This window comes from Aeromonas sp. 603079, assembly GCF_049172135.1.
Taxonomy (GTDB): Bacteria; Pseudomonadota; Gammaproteobacteria; order Enterobacterales; family Aeromonadaceae; genus Aeromonas; species Aeromonas veronii.
Genome location: NZ_JAAKPX010000034.1, coordinates 1 through 26,124 on the forward strand (window position 1 = coordinate 1; position 26,124 = coordinate 26,124).

Sequence of the window (26,124 nt, forward strand, 5' to 3'; positions counted from 1 at the left end):
CAGGAGTAAGTGATGCCGATCCGTATATTGCCCCCTATCCTGGCCAACCAGATTCCGGTTGGTGGAGAGGTGGTGGAACGGCTCTCTATCCGCAAGATTGAAATTCAGGAGTAAATGATGCCGATCCGTATTTTGCCACCCATTCTGGCCAACCAGATTGCAGCCGGAGAGGTGGTGGAGCGGCCCTCTTCTGTGGTGAAAGAGCTGGTGGAGAACAGCCTGGATGCGGGGGCCGACCGGGTCGAGATCGACATCGACAAGGGGGGCGCCAAGCTGATCCGCATCCGTGACAACGGCTGCGGTGTCGCCAAAGATGAGCTGGTACTTGCGCTGTCGCGTCATGCAACCTCCAAGGTGGCCACGCTGGATGATCTGGAAGGGATCAACAGCCTCGGTTTTCGTGGCGAGGCGCTCGCCTCCATCAGCTCTGTCTCCCGTCTCACCTTCACCTCCCGCACCGCCGAGCAGTCCGAAGCCTGGCAAGCCCAGGCGGAAGGGCGCGAGATGAGCGTCACCATCAAGCCTGCGGCCCATCCGGTGGGCACCACGGTGGAGGTCGTGGATCTCTTCTTTAATACACCCGCGCGGCGCAAATTCATGCGCAGCGAAAAGACCGAGTTTGCCCATATTGACGAGCTGGTGCGCCGCATCGCGCTCTCCCGCTTCGATGCCACCCTGATCCTGCGCCACAATGGCAAGGTGGTGCGCCAGTACAAGGCCGCCAATACCGTGCCGGAGCAGGAGCGACGTCTCGCCGCCGTTTGCGGCACCCCCTTCATGCACCATGCGCTGGCGGTGGAGAGCGAGCATAGCGACGTGCGGTTGTGGGGCTGGCTGGCGACCCCGGAGGGGGCAAGACCGCAGAACGACCTGCAATACACCTATGTCAACGGCCGGATGATGCGCGACAAGCTCATCAACCACGCCATCCGTCAGGCCTATGACGAGTTGCTGCCTCCCGATCGCTTCGCTGCTTATGTGCTCTATATCGAGCTGGATCCCCGTCAGGTGGATGTCAACGTTCATCCGGCCAAGCATGAGGTGCGCTTCCATCAGGCGCGGCTGATCCACGACTTTATCTTTCAGGCGCTGTTTACTGCGCTGCGCCGCGAAGGAGTCAGCGCCGCTCATCAGGACGCGCCGCTGGCCGAAACCCTGGTCGAGTTGCCGGTCACTCCGCAGATTGAATACCCCGGTCAGGCGCCCCGTCCGGAGTGGTACGGTGCCGAGCACAGCTACCGGGCGCCTGCGCAGGTGCGGGAGGGGAGCGGTGGGGCTGGCCGAGCCAGCAATTATCAACCGCCCGAGCCGCCAAGCCGGGAGGCGATGCGCGGCATGGGGGCGCTGCTCACTACGTTGCCTATTGCAACGGTGGCTGAGACTGCACCTGAGCAGTCCGCGGCCACCGTGCCGCCACTCAAACAGGGGGGATGTCGCGCCCTGACACTGGTGGAGCAGGCCTACCTGTTGATCGAGCGGGATAATCAGCTGGCGCTGCTCTCGCTGGTGCGTGCCGAGCGGGTGCTGCTGCGTCACTGGTTGCTGGAGACCTGGGGCCAGGGGCTGGCGGCCCAGCCGCTGTTGCTGCCGGTCTCCTTCAAGCTGCCGAAGAATTTGATCGCGCTGGTGACCGAGCAGGAACGTTTGCTGAAACGGATGGGGCTGGAGTTGAAAAGCGGGGGGCGCGACACCATGATCCTGACTCGGGTGCCGGCTCTGCTGCGCCAGACCGATCTGGTGCGGCTGTTACCCGAATTGCTGCAAATTATCGAGGGCGGATCTGACAGTGATGCTGGTCAGCAGGCTGAAGTATTATGCCAATGGCTGGTGGAGCAGGGGATAAGCCGCGAGAAGATATACGATTTTTCAACTGCCAGTCGTCTGCTGACGGAACTTGTGACCGATTTCAGTGACCAGCTTGGTGACATGCGTATGGTGCGCCCGCTTTCGCTGGCGACCGTGCTGGAGGAGTTTGAACATGGCGAGTGACTTGCCGACCGCAATTTTTCTGATGGGGCCGACGGCCTCCGGCAAGACGGATCTCGCCATTGAACTTTGCCAGGCATTGCCTTGCGACATCATCAGCGTCGATTCTGCGCTGATCTATCGCGGCATGGATATAGGTACGGCCAAGCCCACCGCTGATGAACTGGCGCGGGCTCCGCACCGGCTGATAGACATTCTTGATCCCGCTGTGAGCTATTCGGCAGCCGATTTTTGCAAGGATGCCCTGCGGGAGATGAAAGAGATCGCCGACCGTGGCCGCATTCCGCTGCTGGTGGGCGGTACCATGCTCTATTTCAAGGCGTTGCTGGAGGGATTGTCCCCGCTGCCCTCCGCCGATCCCGCCATTCGAGCTGGGATTGAGGAAGAGGCTGCCCGCCTCGGTTGGCAGGCGCTGCACGATGAGCTGGTACGCATCGACCCGGTGGCCGGGGCGCGGATCCACCCCAATGACCCGCAGCGGCTCAGCCGGGCGCTTGAGGTCTACCGTATCAGCGGCAAGACCCTTACCGAGCTGACGCAGGTGCAGGGGGAGGGCTTGCCCTATCGAGTGCAGCAGTTTGCCATCGCCCCGAGCGATCGTGCCGTGCTGCATCAGCGTATCGAACAGCGCTTTGACAAGATGCTGCAAGGTGGCTTTGAACAGGAGGTTCGTGCGCTGATGGCGCGCGGCGATCTGCACCCGGATCTCCCCTCCATTCGCTGTGTGGGTTATCGCCAAATGTGGGACTACCTGTGCGATGAAGTGGGGTATGATGAGATGCGTTATCGTGGCATTGTTGCCACACGCCAATTGGCAAAACGACAGATGACCTGGTTGCGCGGCTGGCCCGACGTGACCTGGTTGGAATCTGGTGAGTCTGGCAATCTCGACCGCGTGCTTGCTCGCGCTGGTGCGGCTTGACACTCCCTGTATAATCAGGTTGTTATATTGATATTCGGTGTTTAAAAACAACAAACTATAAGGAAAAGAAAAATGGCTAAGGGGCAATCTCTCCAAGACCCGTTTTTGAATGCGCTGCGCCGTGAGCGGATTCCTGTTTCTATCTATTTGGTGAACGGCATCAAACTGCAAGGTCAGATCGAGTCTTTTGACCAGTTTGTTATCCTGCTGAAAAACACCGTGAGCCAGATGGTTTACAAGCACGCCATCTCGACTGTCGTACCGGCCCGTGCCGTCAATCATCACCAGCCCACTCCGGGTGGCGCGGCTGATGAACAGGGTGATGCCGAGGCGTGATATCCCTGGGCGAGTCGACTCGCCAACTCAGATTCATCATGATTCCTGTTAAGGAGCAAGCGCTTGTTTGACCGTTATGAAGCTGGCGAACAGGCCGTTCTGGTGCATGTCAACTTCAGTGATGAGGGTGAGCGGGAGGATCTGGAAGAGCTCAAGATGTTGGTGAGCTCGGCCGGAGTCAATGCGCTGGCGGTCATCACCACCAGTCGTAGTGCGCCCAGTGCCAAATTTTTTGTCGGCAGCGGCAAGGCTGAAGAGATCGCGTCCCAGGTCCAGATGCTGGATGCGGATGTGGTGATCTTCAACCATGCCCTGACTCCTGCCCAGGAACGAAATCTGGAACGTCTGTTCCAGTGCCGGGTGGTGGACAGAACCGGTCTGATCCTCGACATCTTCGCCCAGCGCGCCCGAACCCATGAAGGTAAACTGCAGGTCGAACTGGCCCAGTTACGCCACCTTTCGACTCGCCTGGTGCGAGGCTGGACCCACCTTGAGCGTCAAAAGGGCGGGATCGGTCTGCGTGGTCCGGGTGAAACCCAGCTTGAAACTGACCGACGTCTGCTGCGGGAACGCATCAAGGCGATTTTGCGCCGGCTCGACAAGGTAGCCAAGCAGCGGGAGCAGGGACGTCGTGCCCGTAACCGCAACGAAGTACCGACAGTTTCTCTGGTTGGTTACACAAACGCCGGAAAATCCACTTTGTTCAACCAACTTACAGCTGCCAGCGTGTATGCTGCCGACCAGTTGTTCGCAACACTGGACCCGACCCTGCGAAAACTGGTGATCCGGGATGTGGGTGATGTGATTTTGGCTGACACGGTTGGATTTATTCGGCACTTGCCTCATGATCTGGTCGCGGCTTTCAAAGCGACCTTGCAGGAGACCCGTGAAGCGGATCTGCTGCTGCATGTGGTGGACTGTGCAGATGAGCAGATGCAGGAGAATATCGACTCCGTGCAGCAGGTGCTGGCCGAAATTGAAGCTGACGACAGGCCTCAGCTGATGATCTGCAACAAGATCGACAAGCTGGCTGATCGTCCTGCTGGTCTGGAGCGAGATGACGAGGGGCACCCATTGCGCGTCTGGCTTTCGGCTCAGACTGGTGAAGGTTGTGAGCATCTGTTTACGGCGCTGACTGAACTGCTGGCCGGCTCCATGGTGCACCACACCCTGCAGTTGCCACCCTCGGCAGCAAGATTGCGCAGTGCGCTTTATCAGTTGAAGGGCATTGAGCAGGAAGGCTTTAGCGAGGAGGGAGATTTCGTGCTGGAAGTCCGTTTGCAAGTGGCCGACTGGAACCGCCTCGTAAAGCAGGAAGGTGAGAGTTTACAACGCTTTATCAGACATTGATGTTCTGATAGAGGTGATATCCATCCGCAAGTATTAATGGAGACGCTGATGGCTTGGAATGAGCCTGGTAACAACGGCAAAGACCGTGACCCTTGGGGGAACAACGGCAAAAATCAGGGGCCCCCTGATCTGGACGAAATGCTGCGCAAGATGAGCCGTCGCTTCGGGGGCCTGTTTGGTGGTGGAACATCCGGTGGTGATGTCGGTCGCTTTGGTATCTCCATCGCACTGGTGATCGCTGTGGTGGTGTGGGTCGTCAGCGGCTTCTACACCATTCGTGAAGCGGAACGTGGTGCAGTGCTGCGGTTTGGCAAGTTTTCCCATATTGTCGAGCCGGGTCTGCGCTGGAATCCCACCTTTATCGACAAGGTGATCCCTGTGGATGTCGAGTCCGTGCGCTCGCTGCCTGCTTCCGGTTTCATGCTGACTCAGGATGAAAACGTGGTGCGGGTCGAGATGGACGTGCAGTACCGTGTGGTCAACCCCGAGCAGTATCTGTTTAGCGTAACGAATGCTGACGAGAGCCTGAGTCAGGCCACCGATAGCGCCCTGCGTTATGTTGTGGGCCACACCAAGATGGACGACGTGCTGACCACCGGTCGTGAGAAGGTGCGTCAGGAGACCTGGCAGGTGATTGATGGCATCATCGAGCCTTACCAGATGGGTCTGCAGATCGTCGACGTCAACTTCTTGCCGGCTCGTCCGCCGGAAGAGGTGAAGGATGCGTTTGATGACGCCATTGCCGCTCAGGAAGATGAGCAACGCTTCATCCGCGAGGCCGAAGCCTATGCCCGTGAAGTCGAGCCGAAGGCCCGTGGTCAGGTCAAGCGTTTGGAGCAGGAGGCGGAAGCCTACAAGTCCCAGATTGTGCTGAAAGCCCAGGGTGAAGTGGCCCGCTTCAACGAGCTGCTGCCCCAGTATCAAGCTGCGCCCGATCTGACACGCAATCGTATCTACCTGGAGACCATGGAAGAGCTCTATCAGCAGGCCAATAAAGTGGTGGTCGACATGCCGGCTGGCAACAACAGCATGATCTATCTGCCGCTCGACAAGTTGGCTGGCAAGCAGGCGAGCGTCCAGCAGGGGCGTCCAGCTGCTGCGCCGACCATCGAGTCCACGCCAGCTTCCAACGAGGGCGCCAACTCCACTCCGACGCCGCTGCGTAGCGGTGACCGCTTCAGCTCAGGGAGAAACTGATAGATGAAAAAGCTAGCTATTGGTGTAATCGCTGTCGCGGCCATGGTCTGCTTCTCCTCTGTCTTTATCGTTGATGAAGGCCAGAAGGGGATTGTGGTGCAGTTCGGCAAGGTGAAGCGGGTTGACTCCGGTGAACCCCGCCTCTATGAACCGGGCCTGCACTTCAAGGTGCCGCTCATCGACCAGGTTCGCAAAATGGATGCACGCATCCAGACCATCGACAGCCAGGCTGACCGTTTTGTCACCTCCGAGAAGAAAGACCTGATCATCGATTCCTATGTGAAATGGAAGATCGAGGACTTCTCCAAGTACTACCTGGCAACCGGTGGTGGCAACAAGTTGCAGGCCGAGGATCTGCTCAAGCGCAAAATCAACAACGGTCTGCGCTCCGAGATCGGTAATCGTACCATCAAGGATATCGTCTCCGGTGAACGCAGTACCGTGATGGAAGATGCTCTGATGAAGATGGCGCGCTCCTCCGAGCTCGGCATCAAGGTGGTGGATGTGCGGATCAAGCAGATCAACCTGCCGGTGGAAGTGTCCAACTCCATTTACCAGCGGATGCGGGCCGAGCGTACTGCCGTGGCCCGTGAGCATCGCTCCCAGGGGCGTGAGCAGGCCGAGATCCTGCGGGCCGATATCGATCGCAAAGTGACCGTGATGATCGCTGATGCAGAGAGTAACGCTCGTCAACTGCGCGGTGAAGGGGATGCGGAAGCCGCCAAAATCTATGCTGACAGCTACAAGAAAGACCCCGAGTTTTTCAGCTTCGTGCGCAGTATGGAGGCCTATCGCAAGAGCTTCGCCGGTGGCAATGACCTGATGGTGCTCAAGCCGGATAGCGAGTTTTTCCGTTACTTCAAGTCTCCTGAAGGCACCAAGCAGTAAGTGTCGGGAGTTGTTTTGCCAGGGGCCTGCTTTGTCAGGCCCTTTTATTTGTCTGCCAAACAAACGGGATCAATGGTTTTTGACGGGAGAGGGGCAGAATGATGACATCCATACTGACGGGGCTGGGTCTGCTGTTGCTGTTTGAAGGGCTAGGCCCGTTGTTGATGCCCAGGGCATGGCAGCAGATGTTGCGGCTGCTGAGCGATCAGCCACCGGAGCAGTTGCGCCGTATTGGCGGCTCGCTAGTGGTTGCGGGTAGCGTGATCCTATGGATGTTGAGTCGCTGAGTCTGGCGCAATACACTGTCCAGCAGATAGCAGACAATAAAAAAGAGGCCGAAGGCCTCTTTTTTCATCCATGTCGTTTACTCAGGCACTGCGCTGCACGGCCATGTGGGCCAGTGTTTCCAGCGCGTGCTTGTGCTGGGAGTCAGGCAGGATGGTGAGAGCGGCAATGGCCTTGTCGGCCTCTTCCCTGGCACGCATGCGGGAGTACTCCAGCGCGCCGGTACGATCGAGAATGTCGAGGATCTGCTCAAGATGCTCCATGCCGTTGCGGTGCTCGATGGCATCGCGCACCAGCTGGCGCTCTTCCGGCGTGCCCACTTCCATGGCGCGCAGCAGCGGCAGGGTCGGTTTGCCTTCGGCCAGATCGTCGCCGACGTTCTTGCCCATCTCTTCGCTCTGGGAGCAGTAGTCCATCACGTCATCGATGATCTGGAACGCAGTGCCCAGATACTTGCCGTAATCGGTCATGGCCTGCTCGACGGGCTCGGGCTGATGGGTCAGCACGGCGGCGAGTCGGGTAGCGGCCTCGAACAGCTTGGCGGTCTTGCAGTAGATGACCGTCATGTAGCTCTCTTCGGTGGTATCCGGATCGTTGCAGTTCATCAGTTGCAACACTTCCCCTTCGGCGATGGTGTTGGTGGCATCCGAAAGGATCTCCATCACCCGCAGGTTGGAGAGTTCGGCCATCATCTGGAAGGAGCGGCTATAGAGGTAGTCACCGACCAGCACGCTGGCGGCATTGCCAAACATGGCGTTGGCGGTCTCCCGGCCACGGCGCAGGTCGGATTCGTCGACCACGTCGTCATGCAGCAGGGTAGAGGTGTGAATGAATTCGATGATGGCGGCCAGTTTCAGGTGATCCTCACCCTCATAGCCCAGCGCACGCGCAGCCATCACGGTCAGCATGGGGCGCATCCGTTTCCCGCCGGCGCTGACAATGTAGAAACCCAGCTGATTAATCAGACTAACGTCGGACTGGAGTCGGGCCAGGATCAGTTCATTGACCGCCGTCATGTCGGCGGCACAGAGCGCACGGATAGTCTGTTGGTCCATAAGTCTCGTAACGTGACAGCAGCAATAACTGCGATTTTAGTAATGGCAGGGATTCTACACGATTTCACAATGGGTTACAGTTAGGCGTTTATCCACGGCGGCAGATATGCGCACAAAATAAACTTTTTGCTAAATTGGCCTTGCCTGAGCAGATCGATTTGCGTAGAATGCCCGCCCATTGTTATAGGTTTTTGCGCATGTCTAGCCTTGAGCAAAAGACATGCCTTTACGGAGTTAATCAAATGTACGCGGTATTCCAAAGCGGCGGAAAACAACACCGTGTGGCCGAAGGTCAAATCGTTCGTCTGGAAAAGCTGAACGTTGAGACTGGCGCTACCATCGACTTCAACGAAGTGCTGATGGTTGCTGCAGGCGACACTTTTAAAGTAGGTGCTCCTTTCGTTGAAGGTGGCAAGGTTGTAGCTGAAGTTGTGGCTCACGGCCGTGGCGAGAAAGTGACTATCGTCAAGTTCCGTCGTCGTAAGCACCACCGTAAGCAAGCGGGCCACCGTCAGTGGTTCACTGAAGTCAAAATCACTGGCATCAGCGCTTAATTAGAGGAGTCCGATAGATGGCACACAAAAAAGCTGGCGGTTCATCCCGCAACGGTCGCGATTCTGAAGCTAAACGCCTGGGCGTGAAGCGTTTCGGCGGCGAAACAGTTCTGGCTGGCAGCATCATCGTTCGTCAGCGCGGTACCAAGTTCCACGCTGGTGAGAACGTTGGTCTGGGCAAGGACCACACCCTGTTCGCTACCGCGAACGGCAAGGTGCAGTTCGAAGTTAAAGGTCCGCTGAATCGTAAGTACGTTAGCATCGTTGCTGAGTAATTACGGACCGCAAGGATCCGAAGCCCCGCCAACAGGCGGGGCTTTTGTTTTTCCGAAATAATGACGAAAAAACGGAACGCAGATGACCCGGGTACCGAGATTGCCCGGAGAGGCAAGATGCGTATCGCCCGCAGGGGTCTGTACCACTATAATTGCGTATCGGTTTTTCGAATTAAGGTGACGGTTACCTATGAAGTTTGTTGATGAAGTCCAGATTCGAGTCGATGCCGGTGACGGTGGTAACGGTTGTGTAAGTTTTCGCCGTGAAAAATATATTCCCAACGGTGGTCCGGATGGTGGTGACGGTGGTGACGGTGGTGACGTCTATCTGGTTGCCGATGAGAACCTCAATACCCTGATCGACTACCGTTTTGAGCGTTTCCATGCTGCCGAGCGTGGCGAGAATGGCCAGAGCGCCAACTGTACCGGTCGTCGTGGCAAGGACAAGATCCTGCGCGTGCCGGTCGGTACCCGTGCAACCGATGACGATACCGGCGAGTTGCTGGGCGACTTGACTCACCACGAGCAGAAGTTGCTGGTTGCCAAGGGCGGTTTCCACGGTTTGGGCAATACCCGCTTCAAGAGTTCGGTCAACCGGGCTCCACGCCAGAAGAGCAACGGCACCCCGGGCGAAGTGCGTACCCTGAAGCTGGAGCTGCTGTTGCTGGCTGACGTCGGTATGCTGGGTCTGCCCAACGCCGGTAAATCTACCTTTATTCGCGCTGTTTCTGCCGCCCGCCCGAAAGTCGCTGATTATCCCTTTACCACCCTGGTGCCGAACCTCGGTGTGGTGCGTGGTGAGAACTCCCGCTCCTTCGTGATCGCCGATATTCCGGGCCTGATTGAGGGGGCAGCCGAAGGCGCAGGTCTTGGTATCCGTTTCCTCAAGCACCTCGAACGCTGCCGCGTGTTGATCCATCTGGTGGATATTTGCCCCATTGATGGCTCCGATCCGGCTGAAAATGCCGTGACCATCGTGCGTGAGCTGGAGAAGTACAGCCCGGAACTGGCTGGCAAGCCGCGCTGGCTGGTGTTCAACAAGATGGATCTGATCCTGGAAGAAGAGGCTCAGGAAGTGATGGATCGCGTGAAAGCCGCCCTCAACCACGAAGGGCCGGTCTACGCCATCACTGCCATCAGCAAGGAAGGGACCAAGAAGGTCTGCTACGACATCCTGGATCTGCTGGATACCATGCCCCGTCAGCTGGAGCAGGATGCCAAAGAGGCGATCGAGAAAGTGGAGTTCAAGTGGGACGACTACCACAAGAACCAGCTGGCTAAAGCCGAAGCGGAAGCGCTTGCCGCCTCCATGGCCTTTGACGAAAGTCTCGACGATGATGATTGGGATGACGAAGATGATGATGGTGTGGAAGTGATCTACGTCCGTGACTGATACCCTTGTCTGTCCATTTCATTGATAACCGGAGCCTGAACAGGCTCCGGTTTTTTTATGCCTGTCGAGTAGTGGCTCATTAGGTATATTTGTGATGCCACTTATTGCCTGCAGTTGATAACTGTTTATACTGCCCATCAAAATTAACAGTAATGAAACAATCGTCTGGCGATGTCGATTGAATCGATATGCGTTTCTGTATCTGATTGTTTTGATGGAAGGTTTACCTGTAAAAATTTTTATGCGCAGATTTATGCCTTATGGGCTTGTTTGTGCATTTTTTTGGAGTATTCTTGCGCCCGTTTTTCCGGTTAATGCATGAATACGCAGGTAGGCCGGGCTATGGAAAAGTAACATTAGGGCAGTCTTATCATGCTGGAAAAGAGTCTTGAAGCATCTGCGGTTAATACCCGCCGTAACTTGTTGATGTTTCTAATACCGTCACTGATCGGTATCTTGCTGTTCATGACGCCGGTCGTCTATGACGGTAACGTCACCATCCCCGTCGCAGTGCTGGCCAAGCTGGTGCAGCGGGTTTTTGCCGATTATCTGGTTGCCATGGTCAGTGCGGTGATCACTACCACCATGCTGATGACTATCATCACCTGGTTGTTCAAACCGGCGATTCTGGTGCGTAGACCATTCCTCAACAGCCTGTTCAACGTCTCTCCTTTCTGGGCCTGCGTGCGGGTGGTGGGTGGTATTTTCGTGCTGCTGACCTTCTTCCAGGTGGGACCAGAGGTGCTTTATTCAGGCGCAACCGGCGGCCTGGTGCTCAACGATCTGCTGCCAGTGCTGTTTTCAGTCTTCATTTTTGCCGGCCTGCTGCTGCCGTTGCTACTCGATTTCGGGCTGCTGGAGTTTGTCGGCACTATGATGACTCGCATCATGCGTCCGGTATTCCGGTTGCCGGGTCGCTCTGCCGTGGACTGCTTTGCCTCCTGGCTGGGGGATGGTAGTGTCGGCATCCTGCTGACCAGCAAGCAGTACGAAGGGAAGTTCTATACCCAGCGGGAAGCGGCCGTTATTGGCACCACCTTCTCCGCCGTCTCCATCACCTTCTGTCTGGTAGTGATCTCCCAGGTGAAGCTGGAACACATGTTCGTTCCCTTCTATCTGACTGTCTGTCTGGCTGGGGTGGTTGCCGCTATCGTGGTGCCACGTCTGCCGCCGCTATCCTGGAAGAAGGATATCTATATCGATGGCGCTCCCCTGTGTCGCAAGCAGGAGGCGGTGCCCCACCAGCACAGTGTGATGAGTTATGGTCTCGAACGTGCATTGACCAAGGCAGAGCAGATGACCGGTCTCGGTGCCGTCGCCCGGGAAGGGGTGAAAAATGCGCTCGACATGCTGTTTGGCGTGTTGCCTGTGGTGATGGCGATCGGTACCTGTGCCCTGATGCTGGCCGAACACACCCCCATCTTCAACTGGCTTGGCGCTCCCTTCGTCCCCTTGCTGGAACTGCTGCAACTGCCGGAGGCGGAAGCCGCATCCAAGACTATCATGGTCGGTTTTGCCGATATGTTTATTCCGGCTGTGCTGGCTTCGACCATCGATAGCGAGATGACCCGCTTCGTCATTGCCGCCATGTCGGTGACCCAGCTGATCTATATGTCCGAAGTGGGGGCCCTGCTGCTTGGCAGCAAGATCCCGGTCAAACTGTGGGAGTTGTTTGTGATCTTCCTGATGCGCACCCTGGTTACCCTGCCGGTGATTGCCGGTGTAGCGCATCTGCTGTTCTAAGGACTACGCCATAGTGAAAAACGGTCAACCTGGGTTGACCGTTTTCTTTTCCGCGGTAATGGGAGAGCATCGCCCTTAGGCTGGCTCAGCCTCTAGTGACGGGACACTGGATAGTCAGGGAGTGGACCGTGTTGGCGATGCGATAGGGCTTGGCCGCCTTGTAGACCTTCTTATCTTCGTCGTAGCTTCCTCCCAGATACTGGGTGCTGTATAGCGTCTGCTGGCGGCGATCTGTCTCCTTGTAGCCCTGTGGGCAGGTCTGGTTGGCTTGCTGAAAGCAGGCCGTCATGCTGCTGCACTCTATGTAGAAGCCGAGCTGGCCCTTATCGGCAAGGCGCACCGGGGTGACGGTGGGGGCTGGGGGAGACAACAGGGAGCAGCCGGAGAGCGTCAGCGCGCCCAGCAGAACGAGATGTTTTGACATAGATAACCTGAACAGTGTGGTGTGACAAAGAGTGAGGGGGAGTCTATTGCTCCCCCTTCGCTATAGGGGCACCGTTATAACCAGCCCGGGGCGTTCAGGCCAGCCCGCAAATGTAAGAAGATATGACCCAGCTAGGCCTGTGCGGCCAGCAGTGCGGTTTCATCCACCTGATCCAGTTGGGCGGTCTCGAGGAAGCGTCTGGCGTAATCGCGCCAGATACCGCTGCTGACAAACAGAACGAACAGATCCGGGTCGATATGCTGTTCACGTACCATGCTCTGCATGATGGCAAGAGCCTGGGAGACCGTCTTGCCAGATTTGTAGGGGCGATCACTGGCGGTCAGAGCCTCGAAAATATCGGCGATAGCCATGATGCGGGCCGGTACGCTCATCTGTGATCCGGTCAGCTGGCGTGGGTAACCCTTGCCATCCATCCGCTCGTGATGGCCGCCGGCAATCTCCGGCACGCAGCGCAGATGACGGGGGAAGGGGAGGTGCTCCAGCATGCGTATGGTCTGGATTATGTGCTCGTTGATCTTGTAGCGCTCCTCCTCGGTGAGGGTTCCCCTGCTGATGGCAAGGTTGTATCTCTCCCCCCGGTTGTAGAGATGGTGCGGTACCTTGACCTTGAAGCCCCAGGGATTGTGCTCGTCGAACCGATCTCCATCCGGACGAGGCACAAGGTGCCAGCACTTGTCGGCCAGCAGTGGCTCGAGGCAGGGCAACTCGGGAGATGGTTCTTTCTGACGCAGCTTGATCTCCTCCCGGCTGATGCCGAGCCGATCGTCCAGGGTGCGCAGCCAGGTGCGGCTGGCGATGGCGTCGAGCCGTTCAATCTTCTCGGGGGCCATCCACTCGCCACCCAGATTGCACTCGGCGATGAAGGCAAACTCCTGATCCAGCTCGGCCCAGCGCGGGGCTGCCTCTTCCCGGCAGGTACTTCTGATCTCTGATGACAAGCGGGCAGCGAGGCACTCGATATAGACATCCCGCTTGAGTACTTCAAAACGGGTGCGGATCTCGTGGATCCGGTCGTAGAGGGTCTCCAGTTTGGTGGCCTTGTCGACCACGAACTCCGGTGTGGTCACCTTGCCACAGTCATGTAGCCAGCTGGCGATATGGATGGCTTCCCACTCCTCCTCGTTGAGAGTGAAATCGGCAAAGGGGCCCTGTCGCTGGGCGCAGGCCACCTCGGTCAGCATCCGGGTCAGCTCCGGCACCCGCTGGCAGTGACCGCCGGTGTAGGGGTTCTTGGCGTCGATGGCGCCGGCCATCAGCTCGATAAAGGATTCGAGCAGCTGTTTCTGCTCTTCCAGCAAGCGCTGGTTCTCGATGGCGGAGGCGGAAGTGCCCGCCAGCGCTTCGATGAGGCTGATGCGCGATGCCAGCTCCTGTTCGCTGCAGCGTGGCAGGATCAGCAGGAGGTATCCGATCAGCTCCTGACGATGGTTGCAGAGCGGCTCAGCCACCAGCTGGCATGGGTCGGGAAAGGAACCCCAACTGTCCAGGTGTTGCCTCCATGTCGCCTCATCCAGGCTGAGGGAGATGCGCTGGGAAGTGGCCATGCCGGATAGCAATGGTTGTGGCCATGGAACCTGCCCAAGGGGCAGCTCGGTTTGCTGCCAGCGGGCCTGGACCGGCTGCATCTTTTGCTGTTGGGCCAGGTAGAGGCTCCCCCCTTTTGCCTGTACTGCGGCGATGGTTTCATGCAGGATGCGGCTTAGCAGGGAGTCGAAGCGGTGCTCTGCAGCCAGTGCTCTACCCATGTTCATGAAGTTGCCGAGGGTTTGGCGCATGCCGGACATGGTGCGGGCAAGGTCATCTATCTCCCGGATGGCCGATTCTGGAACCTGCCCCTCGCCAAAGTCGAAACGCTGGATCCGCTCGGCCTCGCGGGTCAGGGCCAGCAGCGGGGTAGCGGTACGGCGGGAGACCATCCAGATCACTGGCAGCAGCAACAACAGGCTGGTCAGCGCCCATGCCATATTGATCAGTGCTTCATTGCGTGCCTGCTGATAGAGCAGATCTGCCGAGGCCAGCAGGGCGATGTAAAAAGGGGTGTCCTTGCCGAGGGGGGAGATATTGACCAGCCACTCTTGTTTTTCCCCTGTGGTCAGGGTCAGCTCCCGGGGAGAACCATCCAGCAGCACAGGCGTCCTCTCTAGCCTAGTTTTCAGCTCGGCCATGACTGGGCCGCCCAGAGCCGTGATCGCTGGCAGCTGGGTTAGCTGATCATAGGCTGGCAGATGTACAGGATCGGCCGCCAGTAGGGTCGCGGAGCGATCGAACAACACTACCTGGCTTTGGAGCGGCAACTGCAGCTCGCCAATCAAGGCCGAGAGCCCTTCGACACTGGCATCCAGCCCGATCACGGCGCGTTGGCTATGGCTGGTGACAGCCAGCGTCATGCCCGGCTCCCTGGTGGTAAAAAAGAGATAGGGGGTGGTGGCGACAATCTTTGATGAACCGCGAGCCAGCCGGTACCAGTCGCGGCTGCGGGGATCGAATCGATAATCCGCCATGGCTCGCCGCCCCAAAAGTTGCAGCTGCTCATCAAAATAGAGGAACTCTCCCCGCCCGCTACTCAGGCTCTGAACCAGCAACTGGCTGCCTTCAGGCACAGCCTGCACCTGGGCCCGGGCCCGTTCCGTGAGTTTTCGTACCAGAAAGAAATCGCCACTCTCATAGCCGATGTAGACGGCACCATAGCTGTCGCGATTGGCCAAGATCTCTGCCAACTGCGGCAGATACTCCAGTCGGCTTGCCAGATCGCTCATGTCGGCCAGTCGGCTGCTGGCTAGCAGGCTGAGGGACATGCGGGCTGGCTGCTCGTTCAGTTGCAGAGCGAGGGCCAGCTGTTCCCGGTACTGTTTGAAGTTGTGGCGCTCATGTTCCAGCATCTGGCGAGAGCCCTGCTGGAACTGCAGCAGAATCAGCAGCATGCCCAGCACACTGAACAGCAGGGTAAATAGGGTGGCAATGTGAACATAGAAGGGCTTGCGCCCGGATCTGGCAGTGATCATGGACATTTCCTTGTCACAGTGATGCTTGCGGAGACGATCTGTCAGCAGTGTGTCAATACGATAACAGAAATGACAATACTGGCCTGATATCTGTGCTTTTCCATGGTTGCCCACTGCCAGGCAGAGCTTGGCAGGAGATAGTGATTCATTCAGGTATCCCGTGCTACATTGCCTCACTTGTTACTGGTCTGTAAATCCATGGAGTGACTCATGCCTGCCATCCCCTATTCCGTGCTCGATCTGGTGCCTGTTGCCGAAGGTTCCGTACCTGCCGAGTCATTTCGCCGTTCGCGGGATCTAGCCCGCCATGCCGAGGGCTGGGGTTACCAGCGCTACTGGCTGGCCGAACACCACAACATGCCGGGCATTGCCAGTGCCGCCACCTCGGTGCTGATCGGTCATCTGGCCGAAGCCACCACCACTTTGCGGATCGGCGCGGGTGGCATCATGCTGTCGAACCACTCGCCGCTGGTGATTGCCGAGCAGTTTGGCACCTTGGCTTCTCTCTATCCCGACCGCATCGACCTTGGCCTTGGCCGCGCCCCCGGGACCGATCAGCGCACCATGCGGGCGCTGCGGCGTATGCGCAGTGGCGAGGTGGATGATTTTCCGGCCGATGTGCGCGAGCTGATGAGCTACTTTGGCGACGAGATCGGCGCGGTGCAGGCGGTGCCCGGTCAGGGGCTGCATCTGCCCATCTGGCTGCTGGGCTCCAGCCTCTACAGCGCGCAACTTGCAGCGGCGATGGGCTTGCCGTTCGGGTTTGCCTCCCATTTCGCCCCTGCCATGTTGCTGGAAGCGCTGGAGATCTACCGTAGCCAGTATCGCCCCTCCGCTCGCTGGCCCAAGCCCCATGCGGTGGTCTGCATCAACATGATTGCCGCCGACAGCGAGCGGGAGGCCCGCTTCCAGTTCACTACCGTGCAGCAGCAGTTCTTGCGCCTCCATCGCGGTGATGCGGGCAAGCTGCCCGCGCCGGTCGTCCAGCTTGGCGATGAGTGGTCTCCCCGTGAGCTGATGGCGATGGAGCAGACCTTGGCCCGCTCGCTAGTGGGCAACCCAGAGCAGGTTCGTCATGGCCTCAAGGCGCTGCTGGCGGAAACCCGTGCCGATGAGCTGATGTTCAATGGCCCCATCGTCGATCATCAGGCTCGCTTGCGCTCTTTCGAAATTGCTGCAGGGGTGATGCGGGATCTATAAGCTCGCCTCCCCGGATACAAAGGCGCTATCTTGCAGAGAGAGTCTGGTGTCACCCTGCTGTCTGGTTTTCGCAAAGAGACTGTTGGGGAACTGGATCTCGGATATCTATCTTTTATCTAATGTACTGAATTAAAAGGAAAGTCAGGTTGGTGTCAGGCCGTTGTCGTGTCACCTGCCACCCTCCGGCCCCTATGCTGGCCCTGTCAATTACCACAAGGAGTTCGAGATGATCGTCAGGAAGTTGAGATTGCAGCGGGGCTGGTCACAGGAGCAGTTGGCCGCCTTTACCGGCCTGAGCGTTCGCACCATTCAGCGGATCGAGCAGGGTCAGCAACCCGGACTGGAATCCCTCAAGGCCCTGGCCGCTGTCTTTGAGCTCGATGTGGCGCAACTGGACGGCACACGGCAACAGGAGCATGAGATTAGAGGGAGTGACACTATGGGGAAGGATGCATTGCAGGTTTCAGCAGAGGAGCAAGCTGCCATGAAGTATGTGGAGGGGCTCAAGGGCTTCTATCACCATGTCGCCAGCTACGTGGTGGTGATCTGCGGGCTGTTTGTCATCAATTACCTGAGTAATCCGGAGTACATCTGGGCCTGGTGGCCAACCCTGGGTTGGGGGCTGGGACTTGCCTCCCATGCTGTTCGGGTATTTCAGCCCTTCAAGCTGTTTGGCCCCGAGTGGGAGCGGCGCCAGATCGAGAAGCGGCTGGGGCGCAAGTTGTAACTTCATTCGCCGGAAAACAGGGAACCTAAACAGCAAGCCCGGCAACCAGCCGGGCTTTGTTATTGGAACGGGCTGTAGCCATCCGTGCGGCAGCGACCGCCAGATTGTTGCGTCCCCCCTAGCTGGCGTGAACCGGGCAGGGGGTGGCGATCAGGGCATCATCCTCGTAGCGCCACAGGGTGAGGCTGTTGCCCCAGACACAGCCGGTATCGAGCGCCTTGATATCGCTCTTGCCGGTGTTGCCCATCAGCGCCGCCCAGTGGCCGAACACCAGAATGGGGTCATCCACGTGGTGTTCGCGCTGTTCGAACCAGGGACGCAGCCCCGGGGTCGACTCCTTGGGCCCCTTCTTGCATTTGAAGTCGAGACGACCGTCGAAATAGCAGAAGCGCATCCGGGTGAAGGTGTTGATGATGTAGCGGTAGCGGTCGATCCCGACCAGATCATCTTTCCAGCCATCGGGCTGGTCGCCATACATGTTGTGCAGCAGCCAGCTGTATTGGTCACCGCGCAGCAGGCTCTCTACCTCGCGGGCGCAGTTGCGCGCGGTGCGGACATCCCATGCGGGGGAGATCCCGGCATGCACCATCATGATGGGCAGATCCGGATGCTCCGCCAGCAGCGGGCGGTGGCGCAGCCACTCCAGCAGTTCATCCCGATCAGGGGCATCCATCAGGCTTTGCAGCTTGTCTTTCTTCTTGAGCGGTGCAACGCCATCTGCGACCGCCAGCAGGTGCAGGTCGTGGTTGCCGAGCACGGTAACGGCACGGTTGCCCAGCCCTTTGACAAAACGCAGGGTATTGAGGGAGTCCGGGCCGCGGGCGACCAGATCGCCGCAGAGCCAGAGCACGTCATTTTCGGGATCGAACGCGGCAAGATCCAGCAGACGGCGCAAGTCGTCGTAACAGCCCTGGATGTCACCGACAAAACAGTTCGCCATGAAACCTCAGTTGATAATATTGGGGATGGCCAGCGTGAAGGGGGCGATGGGCGCCTCAAACTGCTGACCAGAGCCATCTTGCAGGGTATAGCTCCCTTCCATCACCCCGAGCGGGGTCGCCAGCGGCACGCCGCTCTGGTAGCGGTAGGTCTCACCTTCGGCAATGACGGGTTGTTCCCCGACCACGCCTGGGCCTGCCACTTCCAGCATCTTGCCATTGGCATCGGTGATGAGCCAGCGCCGATGCAGCAGTTGCACCGGGCCGGGCCCCAGATTCTCAATCTCGATCAGATAGTGAAACTGGTAAGGGTCTTTGGAGCCCGCCACATACACGGGGTATGGGCGGATCTCGATGTGCGGGAGTGCCACAGGATCAGGCCTGTTGCTGATCCGCCAGCCAGTTGGCGATCATGACAAACTGCTCGAGGGAGAGATTCTCCGGGCGCAGGTTGCCATCGATACCAAGCTCGGTCAGCTGGGCGTCGGTGATGAAGTTGGAGAAGCTGTTGCGGATGGTCTTGCGACGCTGGCCAAAGCCTTCGGTACAGACGCGATTCAGACAACGAATGTCTTTTGCGACTATGGTCGGATTCTTGTGCGGGATCAGGCGAACTACGGCAGAGTCCACTTTCGGCGCCGGTTTGAAGGCGCCCGGGCCCACTTCCAGTACCGGCACCACCTGGCAGTAGTACTGAGTCATTACGCTCAGACGGCCATAAGCCTTGCTGCCCGGGCCGGCGGCCAGACGCAACACCACTTCCTTTTGCAGCATGAAGTGCATGTCTTCAACCCGGTCGGCAAATTCGCACAGGTGGAAGATGAGCGGGGTGGAGATGTTGTAGGGCAGGTTGCCGAAGATGCGCAGCGGCCCCTTGCCTTCACCCATCAGGGTGCCAAAGTCGAAACGCATGGCGTCCGCTTCGATGACGGTCAGCTTGTCTTTGAGTGTCGGGTGCTCGCGCAGGCGAGCTGCCAGGTCCCGGTCAAGCTCGACCACGGTCATTTTGTCCATCTGGGCGGCAACCGGCTCGGTCAGCGCGGCCAGACCCGGACCGATCTCCACCAGATTCTGACCCGGCTGCGGGTTGATGGCGGCGACGATCTGATCGATCACATACCGGTCGTGCAAGAAGTTCTGACCGAAACGCTTACGGGCCGTGTGGCCCATGTGCACCTTACTGCTCATATCTTTTTTTCTCTACCATCTTGATGGCGTGGTTAATCGCGGTGACAAGGCTGCCCGGATCGGCCAGGCCCTTGCCTGCCAGATCCAGCGCGGTGCCGTGATCCACCGAAGTGCGGATGAAGGGAAGCCCCAGGGTGATATTGACCGAACTGCCGAAGCCCTTGTATTTGAGCACAGGCAGCCCCTGGTCGTGGTACATGGCGAGTACCGCATCCGCATCCTTGAGGTATTTCTCCTGGAACAGGGTGTCGGCCGGCAACGGGCCGACCAGATCGATCCCTTCCTGGCGCAGGGTGACCAGGGCGGGTTCGATCACGTCAATCTCTTCACGTCCGAGATGGCCACCTTCCCCGGCGTGGGGGTTGAGGCCGCAGACGTAAATACGGGGTTTGGCGATACCAAACTTGGTGGCGAGATCCTCGTTGAGGATCCGGATCACCTTGCCGAGGCGATCTTCGGTGATGGCCATCGCTACATAGGCCAGCGGAATATGGGTAGTCGCCAGTGCGACCCGCAGCCCCTCGGTTGCCAGCATCATTACCACATCGGCAGTGTTGGATTGTTGGGCAAAGAACTCGGTGTGGCCGCTGAACGAGACCCCGGCCTGGTTGATGATCCCCTTGTGCACCGGCCCGGTCACCACGGCGGCAAATTCGCCGCTCATGTTGCCATCGCAGGCACGCTGCAGGGTCGCCAGCACATAGGCGCCATTGCCTTCGTTCAGCTCGCCCGGCACCACGGGGGCGCCGAGAGAGACAGAACATACCGTCAGGGTGCCGGCTCGCTGCGGTTGTGCCGGTTGACTGGCATCATAGGGCTCAAGCTCGATGGGCAGCCCCAGCAGGGCCGCTCGCTCGCGCAGCAGCGCCGGATCGGCGATCACCACCAACTGGTGGGGCCAATCCTGCTGGGCAATCTGCAGCACCAGATCCGGGCCGATCCCGGCCGGTTCGCCCGGGGTAACGGCAAGGCGACGGCAGCTCATCAGCTCGCAGATCCTTCGACACGGATGTAAGCCTCATCACGCAGCTCGTCCAACCAGGCCTGGGACTCTTCCACGAAGCGGCGATTGTAGATCAGCTGATAGGCACGCTGTTCCAGAGCCTTGTCAGTGGCATCCTGGCTGCGACGATCTTCCACTTGGACGATGTGCCAGCCGTGGCTGGTGCGGAAGGGGGCGCTGATCTGGCCTGGTTGCAGCCGGTTAACCATGTCGCGAAACTCTGGTACATAGACGTTGGGATCAGACCAGCCCAGTTCGCCACCCTGCACCGCAGAGCCCGGATCTTCGGAATACTTCTCCGCCATGCTGGCGAAGCTTGCCTTGCCGCTCTTGATGTCGTGCAGAATGCCGTCCAGCATCCCCTTGGCTTTCTCTTCGCTCAGGATGATGGAGGGCTTGATCAGGATGTGACGGGCCTTCACCTCGGTCTGCATCACTTGCTGCTGACCCTTGGTGTCGAACACCTTGACGATGTGCAGACCGGCGCCGGAGCGCAGCGGGCCCACGATATCGCCCTTCTTGGTACCCTGTACCGCTTCGGCCATCAGGGTCGGCATCTCTTGCGGGCTCATCCAGCCCCAGTCACCCCCTTCCAGCGCCTTGGGGCCGTTACTCTCGGCAATGGCCAGTTTGCGGAAGTCGGCACCCTGCTTGAGGGCGGCCAGAATGCGCTCGATCTTGCTCTTGGCGGCATCCAGCTGGGCGGCGGTGGGGTTGTCCGGCAGGGCAATCTGGATATGGCCGACGTGGTATTCGTTCTGCTGTTGACCCTGTTTCTTCAGGATCTCCACCACCTGCTTCACCTCCTGCTCGGAGATGTTGATACGGCGGCGCACCTGATTGCGGCGCACCTCGTTCATCAGGATCTCGCGGCGAACCTCTTCCCGATACTGGGCATAGGTCATCCCTTCACGGGCGAGCTGGGCGCGCAGCTGATCCAGGGTCATCTTGTTGTCGGCGGCGATGCCCTGAATAGCCTGTTCCAGCTGGGTATCACTGATCTTCAGCCCCTGGCGATCCGCCAGTTGCAGCTGCAGGCTCTCCTGGATCAGACGGTCGAGTGCCTGTTTGCGCAGAGTGGCATCGTCAGGCAGAGACTGGCCGCTCTCCTGGGCGGAGAGTTTTACCTTGTTGACCAGTGCGTCCTGTTGACTGGACAGCACTACGTCCTTGTTGACCACGGCCAGCACTTTGTCCATCAGCTCGGGCGCAGCCAGTGCGGCCTGGCTCATGGCGCCGAACATTCCCGCGGTCAGCAGGGCAATCAGGGTCTTTTTCATATCCATCTCTCAAGGCTGGACCAGCATCATTGCTGGTCTTTCAGATTAAACGGGCGAACATAGGGCAACAGCTCGGTATCCAGGGTGACACTGCGGCCACCGGTACCCACGCTGCCAAGTCCCTTCATTTCAAACTGCAGACCAATGACTTTTTCCGAAGTGGGCTTCAGAGTGATGTTGTCCGGCTGGTTGTGCCACTCCAGGCTCATGTTGATGCTCCAGCAGCAGGAGTCGTATTTGACACCGATCTTGCGGTCAATGTTCACATCCTGCTTGATATCGCGATAGTAACCGCCATACATCTGCCACTGATCGGCGATCGGCGCCATCATCACCAGACCAGCCTGGCTGAGGTCTTCGGCCAGAGCAGGATTGCTCGGGTAGCGATAGTCCCGGTTGCCGTCCTGGATATAGCGGTAGTTGACCTGGGTGGTCAGCTTGCCGGTCCGGTATTCGACTGCACCGTTGCCGGCAGTAAATTCCCCCTCGGAGGTATCGTACTGGGTGCCGGCATGGGCGAACCACTCATCGGTGATCCGGGCATCCCCCTCGAACGAGAGCAGGGAGCGGGCGTTGGTGTTTTCCTGATCGGACGGGTAGAGGCGCACCTTGGGAGGTGTCATCTCGAAGGCCTGGGCTACCGCCAGACGTAACCGCTCATCCCCCACATTGTCATAGACCCGGCTGGTCAGGCCAACGGTGACCCGGTTGGCATCGCTGATGCGGTCGAGACCGGCGTAGCGGCGATCGCTGAACAGGCTGTAGTAGTCCTGACGGGTAGTGGTGGAGTCGTAAATCCCTATTTCGTCCTGATTCTTGTAAGGGATATAGAGGTACTGGAACTCAGGCTCCAGGGTCTGGGTGCCCTTGCCATCATACCAGTCTACCGGACGATCGAAGTTGACGCCCCCCTTGAGGCGGAAGGACGGCAAGGTGCGGGTAATGGTGCCGTCTTTCAGGGTCAGCTGCTGGCTATCTGCGTCTGTAAATTTACTGCGATCCTGGCTAATCAGGTCTTTGGGGATCTCCTGGTTGTAGGAGGTAAACATCAGTTTGTACTGGCTTATAAGGTAGTAACCCGGCGCATCGACCAGGGGGATGGTCAGGGTGGGAGCCAGATGCAGACGGGTAGCGGTATAACGCTCACCGGCCTGCTGGGCAGTGGCGCTGCCGCTGTCATAGCCAAACTTGGTCAGCTCGCTGTTCCAGGCCAGATCGAACCATTTCCCCTGCTGGAAGTAGTTGTAGTTGATGCGTGGCAGCATCTCGTGGGGCAGCAGCGCGTAGGGACTCAGGATCTGATAGCGACGCACCTCGGAGGTGAGGTTCCAGTTCTGCTGGTAGTAACCGGCGGTAAAGGATTGCTGCAACTGGCTGTCGACCTGGGTGCCCACTTGCGGGCTGAAGTCGTTGAAGTAGTTGTAATCCTTGTCCCGTACCTGGGTGTAGTCGATGCCTAAACGCAGGGAGCCATCCATCAGGGTGGATCCGTGACGAATATTCATCAGGTAACGATGACCATCTGAGAGGTACGGAGTCCCTGTCGACGGGTTGGTAAAGCTCGGGTTGCCAGCATCATACTGCTTGTCATCCCTGAGGCTTTCAAAATAGAGGGTACCGGTATGGGCTGGGTCCGGCATGTAGCGAAACTCTACCTGTTCCATCAGGCCGCGTTTGTCCATAAAGCGGGAGGTGATGGTGGCATCGTAGTTGGGGGCAATGTTCCAGTAGAAGGGCTGGGTGATCTCCATGCCGTTGCCGGAACTCTGTTTGTAACCCGGGTAGAGCAGACCTGTCTTCCGTTCATCCTTGATGGGGAAGTTTATATAGGGGAAGTAGAACACCGGGTAGTCATAGAGCCAGAGGCTGGCGTTCCAGGCTTCGCCGAACACCTCTTTCTGGTCGATGTCGATGCTGCCCGCCTTGAGGGTCCACACTTCCTGACCGGGGGGGCAGGTAGTGTACTGGGCTCCCTCCATGGTGATGTTCTGGTTGTTGTTGGTCATCACCACGCGTTTGGCAAAGCCGCGCACCGGTGAGCCATGCACCTGATACTTGCCCTCCTCCAGCTCGGAGTTTTTGGTATCCAGGTTGGATTTGAGGGTCTTGTCGCTGGTGACGGTCACCTGACCGTCGTTGTAATAGATGTTGCCGATGGCGATGACATCCCGGCTCTTCTGATCGAGCTGTGCATAATCGGAGTCAAACTTGCGAACACCCTGACGAACCTTGACGTCGCCTTCATAGACGGCGGTGCCGCCCTGTTTGGCCTCGAGACGGTCAGCATCAACCTCGACCGGCTGCGCGTTGGCATCCTGATCCGATGAAGGCTTCTCTATCTTGGGAACATAGTCATAGCAGAGACTATCGAGAATGCCGGTGGCTGGCGGCGCTTCGAACGGGGCCGCCTGCACCATCATAGGGGTGAGTGCGGGGGCCAGGCTGATAGTCAGGGCGATGGGATAGCGGTACCCCAGTGTCCATTTGGTCATGTGAAAGACTCGTGCAATCCGTGATAGATACGGTTGATCCAAGGCATGCATTTTACGACAGGTTTCATCGAGTTGACATTGCATGTCATTGCTTTATGTTAGCCGGCAATGATAAAGCATTATTGCGGCCAGGGCTAACAGCCAAGTGCTGCTTTCCACCTTGGTCCTCTACTTATGCACGATCGCGATTCCCTGCTATTGCAGTGGGCACGCCGTATTTCCGGTGATGCCAATCTTCAGTTGACCCTCATTTCCGGTGATGCCAGCTTCCGTCGCTACTATCGCGGTGGTGGTCTGGTTTGGGTGGATGCCAATCCGAAAACCGAAAAAAATCATGAGTTTGTTCGTAACGCGGCCGCCTTGCAGGCGCGTCAGCTGTTGGCGCCAGAGGTCAAGGCGGTGGACTACGAACAGGGTCTGCTGGCGGTGAGTGACCTGGGCGATACTCAGCTGATCAGCTGCCTGAACGAACACAACGTACTGGCCTGGTATGGCAAGGCGATTGATTTGCTGCCCCGCCTGGGGGCGGTTGAACTGGTGCTTGAACCCTTCGATGCGGCATTTATGGCGCGGGAGAACAGCATTTTCCCCGAGTGGCTGCTCGGCCATCATCTGCAACTGAGCCTGAGCCATGAAGAGCAGCAACTGCTGGACGAGACCTTCGCTTGCCTCACCGCCTGCAATCTGGCCCAGCCGCAGGGGGTGATGCATCGGGATTTCCACAGTCGCAACCTGATGGTATGTGGCGGTGATACCCCCGAGAGCAGCCGGCTGGCCATCATCGATTTTCAGGACATGGTCATCGGGCCGCTCACTTATGATCTGGTCTCCTTGCTGAAAGATTGCTACGTGCGCTGGCCGGACGAGGTGATCGATGAAGGGATGCGCCACGGCTTTGCCACCCTGCAACAGGCGGGTCTGCTTGGCGAGCTCGATTATGCCAGTTTCCGTCGCGATGCCGATCTGACCGGCATGCAGCGCCACCTCAAAGCGGCCGGAATCTTTACCCGGCTCTATCATCGCGACGGCAAGTCCGGCTATCTCAAGGATATTCCCCGTACCCTCGGCTACGTGGTGGATGTCTGTCGCACTCATGGTGGTGCCTATCCGGTACTGGCCCGTTTTGGTCAGTGGTTGGAGCAGGTGGTGTTGCCGGGGGTCGCCAATGCAGGGGTAAAACCATGAAGGCGATGATCCTGGCCGCTGGCCGTGGCGAGCGGATGCGCCCGCTGACTGACCTGCTGCCCAAGCCGCTGCTGGCGGTGGGGGGCAAGCCGCTTATCGTCCACCATATCGAAAAGTTGAAGTCAGCTGGCGTGACCGAGCTGGTCATTAACCACGCCTGGCTCGGCCACAAGCTGGTCGAGAGCCTTGGTGATGGCAGTGCGCTTGGCGTGACCATCCACTGGTCAGCCGAGGAGAGCGCGCTGGAGACCGCGGGCGGCATTGTGCAGGCGCTGCCGCTACTGGGCTCTGAACCTTTTTTGGTGATCAACGGCGATACCTGGCTCGATCTCGATTATCACACTCTGGTCAGCCAGCCCCTTGGCGATGATCTGGCCCACCTCTGGCTGGTGCCCAATCCGCCCCAGCACCCCGCCGGGGACTTTGCCTTGCAAGAAGGGCGAGTTATGGATACGCCAGCGTTTACCTTCAGTGGGGTCGGACTATATGATCCGGCGGCCTTTGCCGGTCTCGCGGGCGGTGCCCGCAAGCTGGCGCCCCTGCTCCGTGACTGGATGGCGCAAGGGCGGGTGGGCGGCAGCCTGCTCGCTGGCGAGTGGCGCGATATCGGCACGGTCGATCGACTGCGCGAGCTGGATGACCAGCTCCAGGCCCGCACTCATTAACTTCAAGAGGTCTTG

General features: G+C 58.5%; 24 protein-coding genes. 15 read left to right on the forward strand and 9 right to left on the reverse strand.

What is annotated here, in order from left to right; all coding sequences use genetic code 11:
• Window positions 1–117: 117 nt before the first annotated feature.
• From mutL to G5287_RS19925, 7 genes are all read left to right on the forward strand, one after another.
• Entirely contained in the window at window positions 118–1,989 is a 1,872-nt protein-coding gene (gene mutL, locus G5287_RS19895) for a DNA mismatch repair endonuclease MutL (RefSeq protein ID WP_227342989.1), read from the forward strand.
• A complete protein-coding gene (miaA, locus tag G5287_RS19900; protein WP_421231763.1) occupies window positions 1,979–2,908 on the forward strand; it encodes a tRNA (adenosine(37)-N6)-dimethylallyltransferase MiaA in 930 nt (309 codons plus the stop codon). Before mutL ends, miaA begins: the two co-directional genes overlap by 11 nt.
• A 72-nt stretch (window positions 2,909–2,980) precedes the next feature.
• On the forward strand, window positions 2,981–3,244 hold the full coding sequence (gene hfq / locus G5287_RS19905) for an RNA chaperone Hfq (RefSeq protein ID WP_005339045.1): 264 nt from the start codon (window positions 2,981–2,983) through the stop codon (window positions 3,242–3,244).
• 63 nt (window positions 3,245–3,307) lie between these two features.
• A complete protein-coding gene (gene hflX, locus G5287_RS19910) occupies window positions 3,308–4,594 on the forward strand; it encodes a ribosome rescue GTPase HflX (RefSeq protein WP_421231764.1) in 1,287 nt (428 codons plus the stop codon).
• A 48-nt stretch (window positions 4,595–4,642) separates the two neighbouring features.
• Window positions 4,643–5,791: an FtsH protease activity modulator HflK gene (hflK, locus tag G5287_RS19915; RefSeq protein WP_319919773.1), complete on the forward strand. Its 1,149-nt coding sequence runs from the start codon at window positions 4,643–4,645 to the stop codon at window positions 5,789–5,791.
• A 3-nt stretch (window positions 5,792–5,794) separates the two neighbouring features.
• Window positions 5,795–6,679, forward strand: coding sequence for a protease modulator HflC (gene hflC / locus G5287_RS19920; RefSeq protein WP_421222473.1), 885 nt, complete (start codon window positions 5,795–5,797; stop codon window positions 6,677–6,679).
• A 98-nt stretch (window positions 6,680–6,777) separates the two neighbouring features.
• Window positions 6,778–6,966 carry a DUF2065 domain-containing protein gene (locus G5287_RS19925; protein WP_216952926.1) on the forward strand — a complete coding sequence of 63 codons (189 nt, stop codon included), beginning with the start codon at window positions 6,778–6,780 and terminating at the stop codon, window positions 6,964–6,966.
• 81 nt (window positions 6,967–7,047) lie between these two features.
• Here the strand turns inward: G5287_RS19925 and ispB are convergent, their stop codons facing one another.
• Window positions 7,048–8,019, reverse strand: a complete 972-nt coding sequence (gene ispB / locus G5287_RS19930) for an octaprenyl diphosphate synthase (protein WP_421210006.1) — start codon at window positions 8,017–8,019, stop codon at window positions 7,048–7,050.
• 242 nt (window positions 8,020–8,261) lie between these two features.
• On the opposite strand from ispB, the gene rplU reads away from it, so the two are divergent.
• The 4 genes from rplU to G5287_RS19950 all read left to right on the forward strand — a co-directional run bounded on the left by rplU (window position 8,262) and on the right by G5287_RS19950 (window position 11,984).
• Window positions 8,262–8,573: a 50S ribosomal protein L21 gene (rplU, locus tag G5287_RS19935; RefSeq protein WP_005304210.1), complete on the forward strand. Its 312-nt coding sequence runs from the start codon at window positions 8,262–8,264 to the stop codon at window positions 8,571–8,573.
• Between the two features lie 17 nt (window positions 8,574–8,590).
• Window positions 8,591–8,848, forward strand: coding sequence for a 50S ribosomal protein L27 (gene rpmA, locus G5287_RS19940; protein ID WP_005304202.1), 258 nt, complete (start codon window positions 8,591–8,593; stop codon window positions 8,846–8,848).
• 190 nt (window positions 8,849–9,038) lie between these two features.
• Entirely contained in the window at window positions 9,039–10,241 is a 1,203-nt protein-coding gene (cgtA, locus tag G5287_RS19945; RefSeq protein WP_216952928.1) for an Obg family GTPase CgtA, read from the forward strand.
• A 372-nt stretch (window positions 10,242–10,613) separates the two neighbouring features.
• On the forward strand, window positions 10,614–11,984 hold the full coding sequence (locus tag G5287_RS19950) for a YjiH family protein (protein WP_216952929.1): 1,371 nt from the start codon (window positions 10,614–10,616) through the stop codon (window positions 11,982–11,984).
• 85 nt (window positions 11,985–12,069) lie between these two features.
• Here G5287_RS19950 and G5287_RS19955 read toward each other — a convergent pair whose 3' ends face one another.
• Both G5287_RS19955 and G5287_RS19960 read right to left on the reverse strand, forming a co-directional pair.
• On the reverse strand, window positions 12,070–12,408 hold the full coding sequence (locus G5287_RS19955; RefSeq protein ID WP_421231765.1) for a hypothetical protein: 339 nt from the start codon (window positions 12,406–12,408) through the stop codon (window positions 12,070–12,072).
• Between the two features lie 131 nt (window positions 12,409–12,539).
• The gene (locus G5287_RS19960) at window positions 12,540–15,431 is read right to left on the reverse strand and encodes an HD domain-containing phosphohydrolase (RefSeq protein ID WP_421231766.1); all 2,892 of its coding nucleotides are present in this window, start codon (window positions 15,429–15,431) and stop codon (window positions 12,540–12,542) included.
• A gap of 210 nt (window positions 15,432–15,641) precedes the next feature.
• Between G5287_RS19960 and G5287_RS19965 the strand changes: the two genes are divergently transcribed.
• Both G5287_RS19965 and G5287_RS19970 read left to right on the forward strand, forming a co-directional pair.
• Entirely contained in the window at window positions 15,642–16,631 is a 990-nt protein-coding gene (locus G5287_RS19965) for an MsnO8 family LLM class oxidoreductase (RefSeq protein WP_421231767.1), read from the forward strand.
• A 226-nt stretch (window positions 16,632–16,857) separates the two neighbouring features.
• A complete protein-coding gene (locus tag G5287_RS19970; protein ID WP_421231768.1) occupies window positions 16,858–17,358 on the forward strand; it encodes a 2TM domain-containing protein in 501 nt (166 codons plus the stop codon).
• A 118-nt stretch (window positions 17,359–17,476) separates the two neighbouring features.
• Here G5287_RS19970 and G5287_RS19975 read toward each other — a convergent pair whose 3' ends face one another.
• From G5287_RS19975 to lptD, 6 genes are read right to left on the reverse strand one after another with little or no spacing between them, the layout of a single operon-like run.
• Complete coding sequence (locus G5287_RS19975) at window positions 17,477–18,298, reverse strand: symmetrical bis(5'-nucleosyl)-tetraphosphatase (protein ID WP_005358331.1); 822 nt, start codon at window positions 18,296–18,298, stop codon at window positions 17,477–17,479.
• Between the two features lie 6 nt (window positions 18,299–18,304).
• Window positions 18,305–18,667 (reverse strand): Co2+/Mg2+ efflux protein ApaG, encoded by a 363-nt coding sequence (gene apaG, locus G5287_RS19980; RefSeq protein ID WP_031227971.1) that lies wholly within the window; start codon window positions 18,665–18,667, stop codon window positions 18,305–18,307.
• A gap of 4 nt (window positions 18,668–18,671) precedes the next feature.
• Window positions 18,672–19,484, reverse strand: a complete 813-nt coding sequence (gene rsmA / locus G5287_RS19985; protein ID WP_005339016.1) for a 16S rRNA (adenine(1518)-N(6)/adenine(1519)-N(6))-dimethyltransferase RsmA — start codon at window positions 19,482–19,484, stop codon at window positions 18,672–18,674.
• Window positions 19,474–20,469 (reverse strand): 4-hydroxythreonine-4-phosphate dehydrogenase PdxA, encoded by a 996-nt coding sequence (gene pdxA / locus G5287_RS19990; protein ID WP_201987519.1) that lies wholly within the window; start codon window positions 20,467–20,469, stop codon window positions 19,474–19,476. Before pdxA ends, rsmA begins: the two co-directional genes overlap by 11 nt.
• Entirely contained in the window at window positions 20,469–21,767 is a 1,299-nt protein-coding gene (gene surA / locus G5287_RS19995) for a peptidylprolyl isomerase SurA (protein ID WP_216952937.1), read from the reverse strand. The genes pdxA and surA overlap by 1 nt, the downstream gene beginning before the upstream one ends.
• A 26-nt stretch (window positions 21,768–21,793) precedes the next feature.
• Complete coding sequence (lptD, locus tag G5287_RS20000; protein ID WP_227341998.1) at window positions 21,794–24,259, reverse strand: LPS assembly protein LptD; 2,466 nt, start codon at window positions 24,257–24,259, stop codon at window positions 21,794–21,796.
• Window positions 24,260–24,433: 174 nt separating this feature from the next.
• Between lptD and G5287_RS20005 the strand changes: the two genes are divergently transcribed.
• Window positions 24,434–25,444, forward strand: a complete 1,011-nt coding sequence (locus tag G5287_RS20005) for an aminoglycoside phosphotransferase family protein (RefSeq protein ID WP_421231769.1) — start codon at window positions 24,434–24,436, stop codon at window positions 25,442–25,444.
• Window positions 25,441–26,109: an N-acetylmuramate alpha-1-phosphate uridylyltransferase MurU gene (gene murU, locus G5287_RS20010; protein WP_216952940.1), complete on the forward strand. Its 669-nt coding sequence runs from the start codon at window positions 25,441–25,443 to the stop codon at window positions 26,107–26,109. The genes G5287_RS20005 and murU overlap by 4 nt, the downstream gene beginning before the upstream one ends.
• Window positions 26,110–26,124: the final 15 nt, after the last annotated feature.

Coding starts and splice junctions, on each gene's coding strand:
- mutL (WP_227342989.1), top strand. CDS start 118: ATGCCGATCCGTATTTTGCCACCCATTCTGGCCAACCAGATTGCAGCC.
- miaA (WP_421231763.1), top strand. CDS start 1,979: ATGGCGAGTGACTTGCCGACCGCAATTTTTCTGATGGGGCCGACGGCC.
- hfq (WP_005339045.1), top strand. CDS start 2,981: ATGGCTAAGGGGCAATCTCTCCAAGACCCGTTTTTGAATGCGCTGCGC.
- hflK (WP_319919773.1), top strand. CDS start 4,643: ATGGCTTGGAATGAGCCTGGTAACAACGGCAAAGACCGTGACCCTTGG.
- hflC (WP_421222473.1), top strand. CDS start 5,795: ATGAAAAAGCTAGCTATTGGTGTAATCGCTGTCGCGGCCATGGTCTGC.
- G5287_RS19925 (WP_216952926.1), top strand. CDS start 6,778: ATGATGACATCCATACTGACGGGGCTGGGTCTGCTGTTGCTGTTTGAA.
- ispB (WP_421210006.1), bottom strand. CDS start 8,019: ATGGACCAACAGACTATCCGTGCGCTCTGTGCCGCCGACATGACGGCG.
- rplU (WP_005304210.1), top strand. CDS start 8,262: ATGTACGCGGTATTCCAAAGCGGCGGAAAACAACACCGTGTGGCCGAA.
- rpmA (WP_005304202.1), top strand. CDS start 8,591: ATGGCACACAAAAAAGCTGGCGGTTCATCCCGCAACGGTCGCGATTCT.
- cgtA (WP_216952928.1), top strand. CDS start 9,039: ATGAAGTTTGTTGATGAAGTCCAGATTCGAGTCGATGCCGGTGACGGT.
- G5287_RS19950 (WP_216952929.1), top strand. CDS start 10,614: ATGCTGGAAAAGAGTCTTGAAGCATCTGCGGTTAATACCCGCCGTAAC.
- G5287_RS19955 (WP_421231765.1), bottom strand. CDS start 12,408: ATGTCAAAACATCTCGTTCTGCTGGGCGCGCTGACGCTCTCCGGCTGC.
- G5287_RS19960 (WP_421231766.1), bottom strand. CDS start 15,431: ATGATCACTGCCAGATCCGGGCGCAAGCCCTTCTATGTTCACATTGCC.
- G5287_RS19965 (WP_421231767.1), top strand. CDS start 15,642: ATGCCTGCCATCCCCTATTCCGTGCTCGATCTGGTGCCTGTTGCCGAA.
- G5287_RS19970 (WP_421231768.1), top strand. CDS start 16,858: ATGATCGTCAGGAAGTTGAGATTGCAGCGGGGCTGGTCACAGGAGCAG.
- G5287_RS19975 (WP_005358331.1), bottom strand. CDS start 18,298: ATGGCGAACTGTTTTGTCGGTGACATCCAGGGCTGTTACGACGACTTG.
- rsmA (WP_005339016.1), bottom strand. CDS start 19,484: ATGAGCAGTAAGGTGCACATGGGCCACACGGCCCGTAAGCGTTTCGGT.
- pdxA (WP_201987519.1), bottom strand. CDS start 20,469: ATGAGCTGCCGTCGCCTTGCCGTTACCCCGGGCGAACCGGCCGGGATC.
- surA (WP_216952937.1), bottom strand. CDS start 21,767: ATGAAAAAGACCCTGATTGCCCTGCTGACCGCGGGAATGTTCGGCGCC.
- lptD (WP_227341998.1), bottom strand. CDS start 24,259: ATGACCAAATGGACACTGGGGTACCGCTATCCCATCGCCCTGACTATC.
- G5287_RS20005 (WP_421231769.1), top strand. CDS start 24,434: ATGCACGATCGCGATTCCCTGCTATTGCAGTGGGCACGCCGTATTTCC.
- murU (WP_216952940.1), top strand. CDS start 25,441: ATGAAGGCGATGATCCTGGCCGCTGGCCGTGGCGAGCGGATGCGCCCG.